The organism is Sphingomonas sp. CFBP 13728, from assembly GCF_014841895.1.
Lineage (GTDB): Bacteria > Pseudomonadota > Alphaproteobacteria > Sphingomonadales > Sphingomonadaceae > Sphingomonas.
In genome coordinates this window covers 1,355,267-1,369,851 of the sequence record NZ_JACYUS010000001.1, presented here as the reverse complement: position 1 = coordinate 1,369,851, position 14,585 = coordinate 1,355,267, and the positions used below count along the sequence as shown (strand labels likewise).

Here is a 14,585-nt window from a genome sequence, read left to right as displayed (position 1 = left end):
TAGCGAGCAGCACAGGGCGTCACCGCGAACCGTGGATGCAGTGCCCACAAGGAGCGGTTTTTGGATGCGTATTCTCATCGTGGACGACGAGCCGGCGATGCACGACAGCTACCGGCGCAGCTTCGCCGGGCAGCGGTCGGACAGCGACGAGGCGCTGGGTGCGATGGCGGCGGAACTGTTCGGTGAGAATACGCCTGTCGGGGAGGGGCTGCCTGATTTCGCGCTGACGCACTGCTGGCAGGGGCTCGATGCGGTCGATGCGGTCGACCGGGCGCATGCGGATGGCGACCCGTTCGCGGTCGCGTTCATCGACATCCGCATGCCGCCCGGCATCGACGGTCGCGAGACCGCCCAGCGCCTTCGCGCGCTCGATCCCGAGATCAACCTCGTCATCGTCACCGGCTATTCCGACTTCTCGCCGGTAGAGATCAGCAAGGTCGCAGGCCCTGCGGACAAGATCTTCTACATCGCCAAGCCGTTCGAGGTCGCCGAGATCACGCAGACCGCGACCGCGCTCGCGAAACGCTGGGAAGTCGATCGCGAACTGAAATCCGCGCGCGAAACGCTCGCGTCGCAGGTGGTCCAGCTGCAGGAACAGGGCGCCGAACTTGCCGCGAACGAGAGTCGCGCGATCCACATCGCGACTCACGACTCGCTGACCGATGCGCCCAATCGGCTCGCCTTCCTGCGCGCGCTGGCCGAGCGGACCCGGACCAAGGGGCTGTTCGCGACGGTGATGGTGGATCTCGATCGCTTCAAGCTGGTCAACGACACGCTCGGGCATCTCGCGGGCGACGCGCTCATCCGCGAGGTCTGCGGCATCCTTGGCCGGTCGTCGCCCGAACAGGCGCTCGTCGCCCGGCTCGGCGGCGACGAATTCGGCATCCTGTTCGAAACGACGGGCGAGGCGGACGCAGTGATGGCGTGCGAACGGGTCGTCGCGGCGTGCTCGGTCAGTCTCCAGGTGTTCGGCAATTCGGTCCAGGGCGGCGCGTCTGCGGGGCTCGTCGTCAGCGAAGGTGGGCAGGGCCGCGATCCGGTCGACGTCATGCGTCGCTCCGATCTCGCGCTCAACGACGCAAAGCGCGGTGGCCGCGGGATCGTCCGGTTGTTCGACGAAAGCATGGACGAGGGGATCCGCTTCCGTCGTCGTGTCGAAGGGGGGCTGAGCCAGGCGATCGCCAAGGGGGAGTTGAGCCTGGTCTATCAGCCGATCGTCTCGCGCGACGTGGTCGAGGTGGTCGGGTTCGAGGCGCTGGTCCGCTGGAATACGCCCGAATACGGGCAGATGAGCCCGGCGACCTTCATTCCGATCGCGGAGGAATCGAACCTCATCCACGAACTCGGCGATTGGGTACTCGGTCAGGCGCTGGAGGTGCTGAAGCAATGGCCAGGCCAGTATGTCTCGGTCAATTTCTCGCCCCGCCAGTTTCGTCGCCACAATTTCGTCGGGCACATCATGAAGTGCGTCCAGCGCGCCGGAATCGCGCCTGCACGGTTGCAGATCGAGATCACCGAGACGGCGATCTTCGATGATGCCGAGCGCGCGGCGGAGACGCTCTACAAGCTGCGCCAGATGGGTTTCCGGATCGCGCTCGACGATTTCGGGACGGGCTATTCGAGCCTCTACAACATCCGCAAGTTCGCGCTCGACTGCCTGAAGATCGACCGTTCTTTCATCGACGGCATGGGCCGCGAACGCGAAAGCGCCGCCATCGTCCATTCGATCATCCACCTAGGCCGCGCCCTCGGCTTGGGTGTGATCGCGGAAGGCGTCGAGACCGAGGCACAGGTTCAGGCATTGCGTCTCGCCGGTGCGAGCCATCTCCAGGGCTATTATTTTTCGCGCCCCGTCTCCTCTGCGATCGCGCTCGAAATGGCCAATGCGCGGTTCATGGGCGGCGAGGATGACACCGCGGGAGATGCGGCGGTGGTGCCACGCAAGCTGGGCGGCGGGGCGCTCGGCTGATGCCGACCATCGGGAGGGGGCGTCTTCCCGCGACGCTCGGTCTTCAGTTCGGCCGCATGCGAAGCCGCACGTCGCTCGGTGCAAAGCTCGTGTTGATCATGACCGTGGTCGGCCTCGTCGCGGCGGTCGCGGTCACGCTTTTGCTGGCAACGATCATCACGCCCAGTTTCACGAAGCTCGAAGACAAGGCAATCGCCGCGCATGTCGAGCGCACCCGTGCTGCGCTGTCCGAATACGCCGCCGAGCTGGAAAGCGCGGTGCGCGACTATGGCGACTGGAGCGACAGCTACGATTACATGGCGCATCCTTACACGCGGTTCGAACGCGAGAGGTTTTCACCGGAGGCGATGCGCAGCATCGACGTTCAGGGCATGGCGTATGTTGCGCCTGACGGCCGTATCGTCATCGCTCGCTGGCGTGATCCGACCAGCGGCGCCGAACGTACCGGCATGCGCGAGCAGCTGACCGCGATGATCGGCCAGACCGATCTTGCGCGCGTCCTTAGAGGGCGCAGTTCTGGGCGGTTCTTTGCGAAAATCGGCGGCAGCGTCGCGGCGATCGGCGTGGCGCAGGTTCGGCGCTCGGACGGCACCGGCTCGGCACGTGGCTACGTACTGATGGCACGGGTCATCACGGCAGGACAGATTTCGGACCTGCTCGGGCTCGACGCGACGATCGACCTGAACACGCACGGTGGTAGCGAGGCCGTCGCTCTCAGCACGCCCAAGATGATGATCGCGGTGCCGATGATGGGTCCGAACGGCCAAGCCATTGCCCGCACGCAGTTCAGCGTACCGCGCGACGTGTTGCTGCTGGGGCGCCGGATGCTGCTCCTCGCGGTCGCCGGTTCGACGGTGCTGCTGCTTCTGATGCTCGTCATGCTGCGACGGATGATCGATCGATCGGTGCTTCGGCCGCTCCACCGGGTGGAGGGACACATGCAGCGCGTCCGCGTGTCTGGTTCGCTCGCGCTGCTCGAAGAGGACGGCCGGCGCGACGAGATCGGCTCGCTCGGACGAAGCTTCAATGCGATGCTGCGCCAGTTGAAGGATCTGCGCGAACGGATCGAGGTGCAGTCGTTCGATCTCGGGCGCAGCGAAAGCGCGGTCGCGGTCATGCACAACGTCCGCAACGCGCTGAACCCGATCAGCACGATACTGAGCCAGGGCATTGCGCAACGGTCGCCGATCGACCGTGCCACGCTCGACCGGGCAATCGCCGAACTGGCACGGGGCGACGTGCCGGCCGTGCGCCGCGAAAAGCTCGCCGCGTTCGTGACCGCGGCGATCGAGGCTGAGGTCGCCAGTCGCGAGGCAACCCGCCGCGAACTCACGATCGGCCGCGAGGCGATGGCCCACGTCCTCGAAATCATCGGCCAACAGCAGAGTGCCGCGCACGAGCGCCCCAAGCTCGAGGTGTGCGACGTCACCGACATCATCGCCCGCAACGCGACGATAGCCCGCTATTCGCAAGATGCCTCGATCGCGTTCAGCTTTCCGGCGGGGCCGACCATGGTGTTGGCAAGTCGGATCATCCTGAGCCAGGTCATCGGCAATCTGTTCGGCAACGCGGTCGAATCGATCGTCGCGCGGGGGCTAGGCAGCGGATCGATCATCACGTCGATCACGAACGCGGAGGGCCGCGTGACGATCCTGGTTCGCGATGACGGAGAGGGGTTCTCGCCTGAAAGTGCGGCGATGCTGTTCCAACGCGGCTTCTCGACGCGCGCTCACAAATCGGGTGGGCTGGGGCTCCACTGGTGCGCGAATTCGATGAACGCGATGAAAGGATCGCTGCGGCTTGAAAGCGACGGGCCGGGGTTGGGTGCGGTCGCGCTGCTCACGCTGCATGCCGGCGATACGCCACCACTGATAGCCGCATCGTAGGAGCTTCTCCGAAGCGATCGCCTACGCAAAAGTCTTCAAAGCAAGCTCGGCTGCACTTCGTCGTCTTCGCCCATTATTCCCGACAGCGTGAGGCCCAGCAGTCGAACCCCGTCGGGTACCGGCAGTTGTGCCATCAGTAGGTCGAGTCCGGCGGCAAGGAAGGCCGCCTTGTCCGTCACGGCAGACGCCGAGGACCGCGCGCGCGTGATCGTGCGGAAGTCGGCGTGGCGCAGCTTCAGCGTGATCGTCCGGCCGCGCGTACCGTGTCGTTCGATCCGGACCCACGCGGCGTCTGCGACCCGGTCGAGTGCTGCGCGCAGGTCTTCGGGATCGCTGAGGTTGGTTTCGAACGTGCGTTCGGCACCGACCGACTTGGCGGCGCGATCGACGCGCACCGGACGATGGTCGATACCGCGCGCCGCGCCGTACAGATAGTCCGCATAGCTGCCGAAATGCGCCTGGAGAAACGTGAGGCTTTGGGCGAACAGATCGGCTCCCGTGAGGATGCCGAGCCGCTCCATCTTCTGCGCGGTGACCGGGCCGACGCCGTGGAACCGCTTCACCGGCAACGACTGCACGAACGCCGCGCCACGCTTCGGCGTGATGATGCAGATTCCGTCGGGCTTGTTCTGATCCGATGCGAGCTTGGCGATGAACTTGTTGTAGCTCACCCCCGCCGACGCGGTCAGGCCGGTATCCGCCTTGATCCTGGCGCGGATCTCCTCGGCGATCGCCGCCGCGGTGCCCAAGCCCCGAATGTCCTCGGTCACGTCGAGATACGCCTCGTCGAGCGACAAGGGTTCGATCAACGTGGTGTAATCCGCGAAGATCGCACGGATCTGGTCTGATACGCCGCGGTAGACGTCGAACCGCGGGGGCACGAACACCAGGTCGGGGCAGCGTCGGATCGCGGTGACCGACGGCATCGCGCTGCGGACGCCGAACGCGCGGGCCTCATAGCTGGCCGCCGCCACCACGCCGCGCGCCCGCGATCCCCCGACCGCGACCGGCCTGCCTCTGAGCGAGGGATCGTCACGCTGTTCGACCGACGCGTAGAAGGCATCCATATCGACATGGATCACCTTGCGCTGCACCGGGGGCTGGGTAGGGGGAAGCATCGAAGCGTTAGATAGGCGCACGGGCGGCGGCGATACAGGGCGTCCACGCAACCAATTGCGCCGCCGCGCATAGTGCCGACGTGCAGACGAAGGGACGTGAATGCAGGTCGGGACGGAATGCTGGCGGATCGAACGCGCCGACCAGATGGCGGTGATCGTCGATGCCGCGGACTATTTCCGCACCGCACGCGTCGCGATGCTGGGCGCCAAGCGCCGCATCCTGCTGATCGGGTGGGACTTCGACGCGCGTATCTCGCTGGAGCCGGGCGTGGACCGTCCGGGCGAGCCCAAGACACTGGGCGGCTTCATGCACTGGCTGGTCGAGCGCGAACCCGAGCTCGAGATCTTCGTGCTGCGCTGGGATACCGGTGCGATCAAGTCGCTGTTCCGCGGGTCGACGCTGTTCACGATGCTCAAATGGATGCGACACAAGCGCATCCATACGAAGCTCGACGGGCACCATCCCACTGCGGCGTCGCATCACCAGAAGATCGTCATCATCGACGATGCGCTGGCATTTTGCGGCGGGATCGACATGACCGGCGATCGCTGGGACACGCGCGAACACCGCGACGGCGATCCGCATCGCGTCCAGCCCTCGGGCAAGCCGTACAAGCCATGGCATGACGCGATCAGCGCGGTGGAGGGACCTGTCGCCCACGCGCTGGGCGAACTGTTCCGCCGCCGGTGGCATCTGGCTGGTGGCATGAAGATGGCACCCGGCGTACCCGGCGGGCGGAGTTGGCCAGAGGGGCTGCCGGTCGACTTCCACAATGTCGACGTTGCGATCGCGCGCAGCGAACCCGAAATGTCCGACCAGGAGCCGGTGTACGAGAGCGAGGCGCTGTTTCTCGGTCAGATCGCGCGGGCGAAGAAATATCTGTACATCGAGAGCCAGTATTTCGCGTCACGCAAGATCGCGGAAGCCGTCGCGAGGCGTCTCGACGAGGCGAATGGCCCGGAAATCGTCATCATCAATCCGACGACCGCGCAGGGGTGGCTGGAGCCGCTGGCGATGGACACCGCGCGGGCGCGGCTGATGGAGGCGCTGCACCGCCGCGACACGCACAAGCGGCTGCGCATGTATCATCCGTACACCGCGGGCGGCGCGCCGATCTATTGCCACGCCAAGATTCTGATCGCCGACGACGACGTGTTCCGCCTGGGTTCGTCGAACATGAACAACCGGTCGCTGCGGCTCGATACCGAATGCGATCTCGCGATCCGTGCAACCGACACGGCGACGTCGAAAGGCATCGCGACGATCCGCGACGGACTGATCGCGGAGCATCTCGGCGTCGAACCGCAGGTGGTGACCGATCTCGTCGCGGAGACGGGATCGCTGATCCAGACGATCGAGCGATTGCGCGGCAAGGGGAAGACGTTGCGCTGTTACGAAGTGCCCGATCTCACCGCGGTCGAGGAATGGCTGGCCGACAACGAGGTGCTCGATCCCGAAGGTCCTCAGGAAATGTTCGAGTCGCTCAGCAAGCGTGGGCTGTTCCGGCGGTGGCGGCGCAAATAGGAAAGGCCGCGGCACCCCCCGGTACCGCGGCCTCAAGCGCTCCCGAAAAACAGGGGAGTTACGCGACCTGGGCTTCGAGCGCCTCGTCGGGTTCGCGCAGGACGTAGCCTCGACCCCAGACCGTCTCGATGTAATTCTCGCCATCGCACGCCAGGCTGAGCTTCTTGCGCAGCTTGCAGATGAACACGTCGATGATCTTCAGTTCGGGCTCGTCCATCCCGCCGTAAAGGTGGTTGAGGAACATTTCCTTGGTCAAGGTCGTGCCCTTGCGGAGCGAGAGCAGCTCCAGCATCGCATATTCCTTGCCGGTCAGGTGGACGCGGCTGCCATCGACTTCGACCGTCTTCGCGTCGAGATTGACCGCCAGCTTGCCGGTACGGATGACCGACTGGCTATGGCCCTTCGAGCGGCGGACGACGGCGTGGATGCGTGCGACCAGTTCTTCGCGGTGGAACGGCTTGGTGACGTAGTCGTCGGCGCCGAAGCCGAAGCTCCGCACCTTCGAGTCCATCTCGTTCACGCCCGACAGGATCAGTACCGGCGTCGACACCCGCGCGACCCGCAAGCGCTTGAGCACATCGTAGCCGTGCATATCGGGCAGGTTCAGATCGAGCAGGATGATGTCGTAATCATACAGCTTGCCCAGATCGAGGCCTTCTTCCCCGAGATCGGTGATGTAGACGTTGAACCCTTCGGTCGTCAGCATCAGCTCGATAGCCTTGGCCGTGGTCGGCTCGTCCTCGATCAGCAGCACCCGCATGCGTCGTCCCCTTATCGCGAGACCGCCCGACACCCCATGTCAGCCGCTCGACTTCGATTCATTAACCACACAACATCTGAAGGCAAAAGGTTAATTTCGAACTAAGGTTGGTACCCGGGTGCCTCCCGATTGCTGCTGACCGCTTGTTTTTCTTACAAATCATCCGCCGGCGGACGTGGTGTGAGATCGGGTCCCAATAATGTTCGGTGTACGGTTCGCGGGATATCCTCACCAAGAACTTCGCGCAGATACAGGCTGCGGACGAGAGTGAAGATCACCACCAGCAGCGCCGCCGAGAAGAATAAGCCGAACAGTCCGAAGATCGTACCGATGCCGATGATCGCGAACACAGTGATCGCGGGCGGGATCGAGATCACGCGGTTCTGCACGTACGGCGTGATGAAATTGGTCTGGACGAGCCGCACGACCGCATAGGTGACGAGCGTGCCGACGATCGACGAGGTCCCCTGCGTCGCCGCGAGCCCGAGCGCGGGGATCATCGCCGCGGTCGGGCCGATGTACGGAATGAACTCGGACAACCCGGCGAGCAGCCCGAGCGCGGCGGCGCTGGGGACGCCCGACAACCACAACCCGATCCCGACCAGGAATCCCATCGTCGTCATCAGGATCAGCGACGAGCCGAGCCACAGCCGCAACGTCGAGCCGACGTCGAATAGCGCATCCTCGACCGCGGCACGCTTCGAGCGCGGGATCAGCAACAGGAAGCCGCGCTCGTACACCTTGGGATCGGCAGCGAAGAACAGCGCGCCGACCAGCAGCAACAGGCAGTTGAGCACGAGTTCGCCCGCGCCCGTCACGAGTCCGCCGACGTCTTGCGCGACCTTCGACCCGGCATAGGCCTGCTGCACGGCGTCGACGAGTTTCGCGCCGACCGCGCTTTGCGAGAGATACGCGGCGAGTTGGTCGAGCAGCGCCGGCGTCTGCGCGATCAGGACGTTGACCTGGCTGCGGAACTGCACGCCGAACAGCCAGACCAGGAACGCGATGATGCCGAGCACGGTGGCGATGCCGAGGCCTAGCGCCGGCTTGCGTGGAACACGGAGATGGTCGCGGTAGAGATCGGCGATCGCGTGGATGACGATCGCGCCGAGCATCGACCCGAAGGCGAGGATGAGCAGGTCGCCCGCCTTGTAGAGCGCGGCGACGACCGCGACGATCACGATCGTGAGTACGACGCGGCGAATGAAGCGCGAATCGTCCGAGTCGGGGGCGAGGCGGTTCATGTGGATACGAGCCGCGCGAGGGGCGTCGTACGAGGCAAAACCGAGTGAAGTATAGAAAGTGTAGACGCTGGGAGAGTATGTACACATCGCGTTCGATCGCTGGACGCGGGCATCTCGCCGTCGGTTTGGCGTTGCAGGGTTTGGAAGGTCGGATCGCTCATCGGTCGACCGTGGCAGATCGTCACGGCGTAGGACAGCCGTTCCAAGGACTTAAGCTATGTTCCGGAAGTGACGGGCGCTGATCCTCCCCCGCCAGGGGGAGATGGCTGGCGCTTGGCAGACGGAGGGGGAGGTTGGCGACGACCTCGGCTCCGTGTCCTCCCCCTCCGTCACCTTCGGCGACACCTCCCCCTGGCGGGGGAGGATCGTGAAGCGACGTCTGGCCTGGCTTACAGCGCGAGGTCGGGGCTGCGGTCTGGCTTTACGCGCATGGCCGCGGGGCGTGGGCTGGCTGCTACGCCGACCGTGGGCGACGGGATCGCGAGTTGCAGCGTGTCCGCGGTCGAGGCCCAATGTTCGGCGAGGACGTCGGGGGTCTCGTTGAGCATCACGCCGTAGGTCGGCACGATCTCGCGGATCTTCGCCTGCCAGCCGGCGGTCGCCAGATGGTTCGGGAACACCTTCTTCAACAGGTTGAGCATGATCGACGGCGCGGTCGAGGCGCCCGGCGAGGCGCCGAGCAGCGCGGCGATCGAGCCGTCCTTCGACGCGACGATCTCGGTGCCGAGCCGCAGCACGCCGCCCTTTTCGGGATCGCGCTTGATGATCTGGACGCGCTGGCCCGCCTGCCACAGGCGCCAGTCGGCGTCCTTCGCACCCGGGAAATACTCGCGCAGGGCATCCATCCGGTCGCTGTCCGACATGATGAGCTGGCCTGCGAGATATTCGACGAGGTCGAAATCATCCCAGCCAACCGCCAGCATCGGCCGGAAATTGTCGAGCGTGACCGACGCCGGAAGATCGAAATACGAGCCTTCCTTGAGGAACTTGGTCGAGAAGGTCGCGAACGGGCCGAACAACAGCGCCTGTTTGCCGTCGAGGAACCGCGTGTCGAGATGCGGCACGGACATCGGCGGGGAGCCGACCGCCGCCTTGCCGTAGACCTTGGCGAGATGGCGGTGCGTGATTTCGGGCTTGTCCGCGACCAGGAACGAGCCGCCGACCGGGAAGCCGGCATAATCGTCGGCCTCGGGGATGCCCGACTTCTGGAGGATCGGCAGCGCGCCGCCGCCGGCGCCTGCGAACACGAAGCGTGCCTTGATCACCTGCTTCTCGTCGGTCTTCATGTCGCGCGCGGTGACGCGCCAGCGCGCCTTCTTGCCGCCGATCGTCTCGCGTTCGAGCGAGCGGACCTCGTGGCCCGTGGTCAGCGTGAAATTGTCCTGCTTGGCGAGCGAGCCGATGTACTGGCGCGTGACCTCGCCCCAGTCGCAATCGGTGCCGAGCGGCGAGCGCGTCGCGGCGAGCTTGGTGCCGGGCGCGCGGCCCTCCATCATCACCGGCACCCACTGCGAGATCTGCTTCGGGTCGGTGGTGAATTCCATGCCGGAGAACAGCGGGCTCGCCTGGAGCGCGGCGTGGCGCTTTTGCAGGAAGGCGACGTTGGCATCGCCCCACACCAGATTCATGTGCGGCGTCGAATTGATGAACGAGCGCGGGTTGGCGAGGATGCCGGTATCGACCTGGTGGCTCAGGAACTGACGCGTGACCTGGAACTGCTCGTTGATCTCGACCGCCTTGGCGATCTCGACCTTGCCGTCAGCCTTGTTGACCGGCGTGTAGTTGAGTTCGCACAGCGCGGAGTGGCCAGTGCCGGCGTTGTTCCAGCCGTTCGAGCTCTCGTCGGCGACCTTGTCGAGGCGCTCGACCATCTCGATCGTCCAGGTCGGCTCGAGCTCGCGCAGGAGGACGGCGAGCGTCGCGCTCATGATGCCGCCGCCGATCAGCAGGACGTCGACCGTCCGCTCGGTGGTCGCGGCGTCGGCGTGCGCTATCGGCAGCGCGGCTGCACCGCCGGCGACGATCGCCGAGCCGAGCAGGTTGCGCCGGGTCACGCCGGTCTTGGATACTGGGGAGATCGTGTCGTTAGCGTCAAACCGCATGGTCATGCCTATTCGTTTCGGCATGGTCCGCTGTCCCGACACAGGCCGAAGACGACGAGAATCCATAACCGGATTATCGGGTCAGCCACGCGGAAAACACGGAATCGATACACGAACTACCGACTGAGCGCGGCCGCTGCTCAAAGTCCTCATCCCGGTATCGGGTGTCGTTGGGATCGCGCTGGGTTGCAAACTCGAGCGTCTATCCAGCCTCTTACATGGCATCCGTCCCGGTTTTGCGCAAGGTCGTCGCGTCAGGCTTGCCCTGCGTTCGGATCGCGGAGGCGTGCGGCGAGGAAGTCTATCAGGGCCTCGACGCGCGCCGGGCGGAGGGGGCTTGGCGGGGTGAGGAGGTGGAGTCCGATCTTCGCGGGTGCCCAGTCCTCCAGGATGATGACGAGCTCGCCGGACGCGATATGCCGGTCGACGATGAAGTCGGGCAGGCGCGCGATGCCGAGGCCGGCGATCAGCGCGGGGACGATCGCCTCGCCGCTGTTGGCGGTGAGCTGGCCCTGTAGCCGCACCGAGACGTCGGCGCCGCCGGGGCCGTGGAAGCGCCACGGGCCGACGACGTTCGAATAGCCGATCAATTGATGCTCGCCGAGCTGTGCCGGGTGCGTCGGGGTGCCGTGCTTGGCGAGGTAACTCGGTGCGGCGACGGTGTGCGCCTGGATGCTGCACAGGCGGCGGGCGCGGAGCGAGCTGTCGGGAAGCTCGGCGATCCGCAGCGCGACGTCGAACCCTTCCGCGACGATGTCGACGCGCGCGTCGGACAGGTGGAAATCGACCTCGATGCCGGGATGCGCGACGAGGAACTCGGCGAGGATGGGGGCGACGTTGGTGACGCCGAAGCTCATCGGTGCGGCGAGGCGGACGCGGCCGGTATGCGCGCTGGCGGCGTCGTGTGCGGACTCCTCGGCGGCGCGGGCTTCGGCGAGGATGCGCGCGGCGTGCTCGGCGAGCGGCTTGCCGGCTTCGGTGAGCGCGAGGCGGCGCGAGGTGCGGTGGAAGAGCGACTGGCCGAGATGCGCTTCGAGGCGGGTGATCGCCTTCGACACGGTCGCCTTGCTGAGCCCGACCGCATCGGCGGCGGCGCTGAACGAGCGGTGCTCGACGACGCTGGCGAAGATCGCCCAGGCTTCGAGATCGGGCAGGCGCATGTGAGGGTCTCCGATACTAGAGCCGTACTGGATTTACCTCCCCGGCGGAGGCCGGGGCCCAGTTGGAAAGGTGGTCGTAACGAAGGACTGCGCTTCGTTATCGACGTTCCGCAACTGGGCCCCGGCCTTCGCCGGGGAGGTGCACTCTATGGGTTCTTTATCTAGAGCTCACGTTAGCCACCGAAACGATCGGTTTCCAGCGTTTCTATTTACGTCATGATCGCAGCACTTATCTTGGGTTCAACCAGTGGAGACATATCATGACGACCACGACCCTTTCCAAAGTCGAACGCCGCCCCTTCGAGAGCCTCGGCTATGCCGATCATGGCTGGCTGAATGCGCGGCATCATTTCTCGTTCGCGAACTATTACGATCCCGCCCGAATGGGCTGGGGCGCGATCCGCGTGTGGAACGACGACCAGATCGCCGCGAACTCAGGCTTCCCGCCGCATCCGCATCAGGACATGGAGATCATTACCTATGTCCGGTCTGGCGCGATCACGCATCAGGATTCGCTCGGCAACAAGGGCCGTACCGAGGCTGGCGACGTGCAGGTGATGAGCGCGGGCACCGGCGTGCGGCATGCCGAGTATAATCTGGAGCCCGAGACGACGACGATCTTCCAGATCTGGATCGAGCCTTCGCGTAAGGGTGGTTCGCCGAGCTGGGGTGCCAAGCCGTTTCCGAAGGGCGAGCGCTCGGGGCAGTTCGTGACGCTGGCCAGCGGGTTCGAGGGTGATGGCGATGCGTTGCCGATCCGGGCGAATGCGCGGGTGCTGGCGGCGACGCTAAAGGCTGGCGACAGCGTCGACTATGCGGTCGGCGAGGGACGCCACGTGTACCTCGTGCCGGCGACCGGTGCGATCACGATCGGCGACGACGCCTTTGCCGCACGCGACGGAGCGGCGCTGACGGGCGGCCAGACGGTGACGATCACGGCTCAAGAGGACGCCGAGATCGTTCTGGTAGACTCGGAGTAAAACTCCCCTCCCGCTTGCGGGAGGGGTCGGGGGAGGGGCTTCCTCCCGCGATCCCGCCCGGAACTGCCCTCCCCTAACCCCTCCCGCAAGCGGGAGGGGAACTCGAAGGAAACACATATGACCAAGGTTCTCGTGCTCTATTACTCGTCCTACGGCCATATCGAGCAGATGGCGGATGCCGTCGCCGAGGGCGCGCGTGCCGGTGGGGCCGAGGTGGACATCCGTCGCGTCGCAGAAACCGCACCGCAGGCGGTGATCGAGGCGGCGCACTTCAAGACCGACACTGCGCATGCCGAGATCGAGGGCCCCGCCGCGCTCGAGCAGTATGACGCGATCATCGTCGGTGCGCCGACCCGCTTCGGCCGGATGCCCGCGCAGATGGCGCAGTTCTGGGACACGACCGGTGGCCAGTGGTTCTCCGGCGCGCTGATCGGCAAGGTCGGCGGTGCGTTCACCTCGACCGCGAGCCAGCATGGCGGCCAGGAAACGACGTTGTTCTCGATCATCACCAACCTGCTGCACCACGGCATGACGATCGTCGGGCTCGACTATGGCTTTCAGGCGCAGATGGGCGTCGACACGGTCAAGGGCGGCTCGCCCTACGGCGCCACGACGATCTCGGACGGCGACGGCAGCCGCCAGCCGAGCAAGGACGAGCTCGACGGTGCGCGCTACCAGGGCAAGCGGATCGCCGAGACCGCGGCCAAGCTGAGCGCATAACCGGCTTCGCTCCGGTGGTGGCCGGCCCGACGAAACTTACCCCAGGGTAGGACGTTGCGCCACCACCGGAGCAGTTCGCTTCGCGTGCATCAGCTATGCGAGGATATGATCATGGGCCTGTTTTCCAAGGACATCGCGACGTTCGAAGACCTGTTCCTGCACCAGTTGCAGGACGTGTATTATGCCGAGCACCAGATCACCAAAACACTGCCGAAGATGACCGACAAGGCGACCGCGCCGGGTCTGAAGGCCGGGTTCGAGACGCACCTGCGCGAGACCGAGGGCCAGATCGTTCGACTCGAGCGGATCTTCGAACTGCTCGGCGAGAAAGCCAAGGCCGTGACCTGCCCGGCGATCGACGGGATCATCAAGGAAGCCAACGAAGTCGCGGGCGAGATCGCCGACAAGGCGGTCCTTGATGCGGCGCTGATCGCGTCGGCGCAGGCGGTCGAGCATTACGAGATCACGCGCTATGGCACGCTGATCGCGTGGGCGAACCAGCTTGGTCGCAGCGAGATCGCGGCGATCCTCAAGGAAACGCTCGACGAGGAATATGCGACCGACGACAAGCTGACCGCGATGGCGACGTCGAAGGTCAATCCGAAGGCCGAGGCGGTTACCGCCTGAGCCTTTCGCGACGTAACCAAAAAAAAGGGCCGGCGATCATGCGATCGCCGGCCCGTTTTTCGTTCAGGCCTTCTTGCGCGCGCGCTTGGGCGCGGCGGCGGCGGCGACGTCCTCTTCCTCGTCCGGCGCATCCTCACCGGCTTCGGTCAGCGCCTCGCCGAGCGCCTTCAGCTTGTCCTGCGACTTGTCGGCCTTGTCGGCGATCTTGGTGGTCGCGGTGCCGAGGCGGTGGAGCAGCGCGTGAACGCGGTCGGCGTCGGGTTCGCCCTTCTCGAGCTGCTTGCGCAACGATCCGAGATCGCGAAGGATACCCTTTGCGCCCGGCGTGTCGAGATCGGCGAGCGCGGCCTCCCAATCCTCGATCATGTCGGCACCCTTGTCCGGCTTGGTCGCGTCGAGCCCGCGATTGATCGCGTTCATCGTTCCTGCAAATTTAACGGCCATTTCCATCCTCTCCATGACGCCTTCTGGCACCCGACCAACGCCGCGGATTG

General features: G+C 65.3%; 12 protein-coding genes. 6 read left to right on the top strand and 6 right to left on the bottom strand.

The genetic code is table 11. From position 1 onward, the window contains the following. Positions 1–64: 64 nt before the first annotated feature. Positions 65–1,969, top strand: coding sequence for a putative bifunctional diguanylate cyclase/phosphodiesterase (locus IFT67_RS06105; RefSeq protein WP_192145536.1), 1,905 nt, complete (start codon positions 65–67; stop codon positions 1,967–1,969). Beyond that, positions 1,969–3,855 carry a sensor histidine kinase gene (locus IFT67_RS06100; RefSeq protein ID WP_244647182.1) on the top strand — a complete coding sequence of 629 codons (1,887 nt, stop codon included), beginning with the start codon at positions 1,969–1,971 and terminating at the stop codon, positions 3,853–3,855. The genes IFT67_RS06105 and IFT67_RS06100 overlap by 1 nt, the downstream gene beginning before the upstream one ends. A 35-nt stretch (positions 3,856–3,890) precedes the next feature. On the opposite strand, the gene dinB is transcribed toward IFT67_RS06100, so the two are convergent. Next, entirely contained in the window at positions 3,891–4,973 is a 1,083-nt protein-coding gene (gene dinB / locus IFT67_RS06095; protein ID WP_107961528.1) for a DNA polymerase IV, read from the bottom strand. Between the two features lie 100 nt (positions 4,974–5,073). On the opposite strand from dinB, the gene IFT67_RS06090 reads away from it, so the two are divergent. Then, positions 5,074–6,498 (top strand): phospholipase D-like domain-containing protein, encoded by a 1,425-nt coding sequence (locus IFT67_RS06090; RefSeq protein ID WP_192145534.1) that lies wholly within the window; start codon positions 5,074–5,076, stop codon positions 6,496–6,498. A gap of 58 nt (positions 6,499–6,556) precedes the next feature. Here IFT67_RS06090 and ctrA read toward each other — a convergent pair whose 3' ends face one another. The 4 genes from ctrA to IFT67_RS06070 all read right to left on the bottom strand — a co-directional run bounded on the left by ctrA (position 6,557) and on the right by IFT67_RS06070 (position 11,764). After that, complete coding sequence (ctrA, locus tag IFT67_RS06085) at positions 6,557–7,258, bottom strand: response regulator transcription factor CtrA (RefSeq protein ID WP_093398904.1); 702 nt, start codon at positions 7,256–7,258, stop codon at positions 6,557–6,559. A 152-nt stretch (positions 7,259–7,410) separates the two neighbouring features. Beyond that, positions 7,411–8,502, bottom strand: coding sequence for an AI-2E family transporter (locus tag IFT67_RS06080; protein ID WP_192145532.1), 1,092 nt, complete (start codon positions 8,500–8,502; stop codon positions 7,411–7,413). Positions 8,503–8,891: 389 nt separating this feature from the next. After that, entirely contained in the window at positions 8,892–10,610 is a 1,719-nt protein-coding gene (gene mqo / locus IFT67_RS06075; protein WP_192145530.1) for a malate dehydrogenase (quinone), read from the bottom strand. Between the two features lie 248 nt (positions 10,611–10,858). Beyond that, positions 10,859–11,764 (bottom strand): LysR family transcriptional regulator, encoded by a 906-nt coding sequence (locus IFT67_RS06070; RefSeq protein ID WP_192145528.1) that lies wholly within the window; start codon positions 11,762–11,764, stop codon positions 10,859–10,861. Between the two features lie 260 nt (positions 11,765–12,024). Here IFT67_RS06070 and IFT67_RS06065 point away from each other — a divergent pair, with 260 nt between their 5' ends. The 3 genes from IFT67_RS06065 to IFT67_RS06055 all read left to right on the top strand — a co-directional run bounded on the left by IFT67_RS06065 (position 12,025) and on the right by IFT67_RS06055 (position 14,091). Next, positions 12,025–12,744: a pirin family protein gene (locus IFT67_RS06065; RefSeq protein ID WP_192145527.1), complete on the top strand. Its 720-nt coding sequence runs from the start codon at positions 12,025–12,027 to the stop codon at positions 12,742–12,744. A 117-nt stretch (positions 12,745–12,861) separates the two neighbouring features. Beyond that, on the top strand, positions 12,862–13,464 hold the full coding sequence (wrbA, locus tag IFT67_RS06060; RefSeq protein ID WP_192145525.1) for an NAD(P)H:quinone oxidoreductase: 603 nt from the start codon (positions 12,862–12,864) through the stop codon (positions 13,462–13,464). Between the two features lie 111 nt (positions 13,465–13,575). Continuing rightward, complete coding sequence (locus IFT67_RS06055; protein ID WP_192145524.1) at positions 13,576–14,091, top strand: YciE/YciF ferroxidase family protein; 516 nt, start codon at positions 13,576–13,578, stop codon at positions 14,089–14,091. 63 nt (positions 14,092–14,154) lie between these two features. On the opposite strand, the gene IFT67_RS06050 is transcribed toward IFT67_RS06055, so the two are convergent. Beyond that, positions 14,155–14,535, bottom strand: a complete 381-nt coding sequence (locus IFT67_RS06050; protein WP_192145523.1) for a hypothetical protein — start codon at positions 14,533–14,535, stop codon at positions 14,155–14,157. Positions 14,536–14,585: the final 50 nt, after the last annotated feature.

Excerpts from the sequence above, each read along its gene's own strand:
- wrbA (WP_192145525.1), top strand. The coding sequence starts at position 12,862 with ATGACCAAGGTTCTCGTGCTCTATTACTCGTCCTACGGCCATATCGAG.
- IFT67_RS06090 (WP_192145534.1), top strand. The coding sequence starts at position 5,074 with ATGCAGGTCGGGACGGAATGCTGGCGGATCGAACGCGCCGACCAGATG.
- dinB (WP_107961528.1), bottom strand. The coding sequence starts at position 4,973 with ATGCTTCCCCCTACCCAGCCCCCGGTGCAGCGCAAGGTGATCCATGTC.
- IFT67_RS06105 (WP_192145536.1), top strand. The coding sequence starts at position 65 with ATGCGTATTCTCATCGTGGACGACGAGCCGGCGATGCACGACAGCTAC.
- IFT67_RS06080 (WP_192145532.1), bottom strand. The coding sequence starts at position 8,502 with ATGAACCGCCTCGCCCCCGACTCGGACGATTCGCGCTTCATTCGCCGC.
- IFT67_RS06070 (WP_192145528.1), bottom strand. The coding sequence starts at position 11,764 with ATGCGCCTGCCCGATCTCGAAGCCTGGGCGATCTTCGCCAGCGTCGTC.
- mqo (WP_192145530.1), bottom strand. The coding sequence starts at position 10,610 with ATGACCATGCGGTTTGACGCTAACGACACGATCTCCCCAGTATCCAAG.
- IFT67_RS06065 (WP_192145527.1), top strand. The coding sequence starts at position 12,025 with ATGACGACCACGACCCTTTCCAAAGTCGAACGCCGCCCCTTCGAGAGC.
- IFT67_RS06055 (WP_192145524.1), top strand. The coding sequence starts at position 13,576 with ATGGGCCTGTTTTCCAAGGACATCGCGACGTTCGAAGACCTGTTCCTG.
- ctrA (WP_093398904.1), bottom strand. The coding sequence starts at position 7,258 with ATGCGGGTGCTGCTGATCGAGGACGAGCCGACCACGGCCAAGGCTATC.
- IFT67_RS06050 (WP_192145523.1), bottom strand. The coding sequence starts at position 14,535 with ATGGCCGTTAAATTTGCAGGAACGATGAACGCGATCAATCGCGGGCTC.
- IFT67_RS06100 (WP_244647182.1), top strand. The coding sequence starts at position 1,969 with ATGCCGACCATCGGGAGGGGGCGTCTTCCCGCGACGCTCGGTCTTCAG.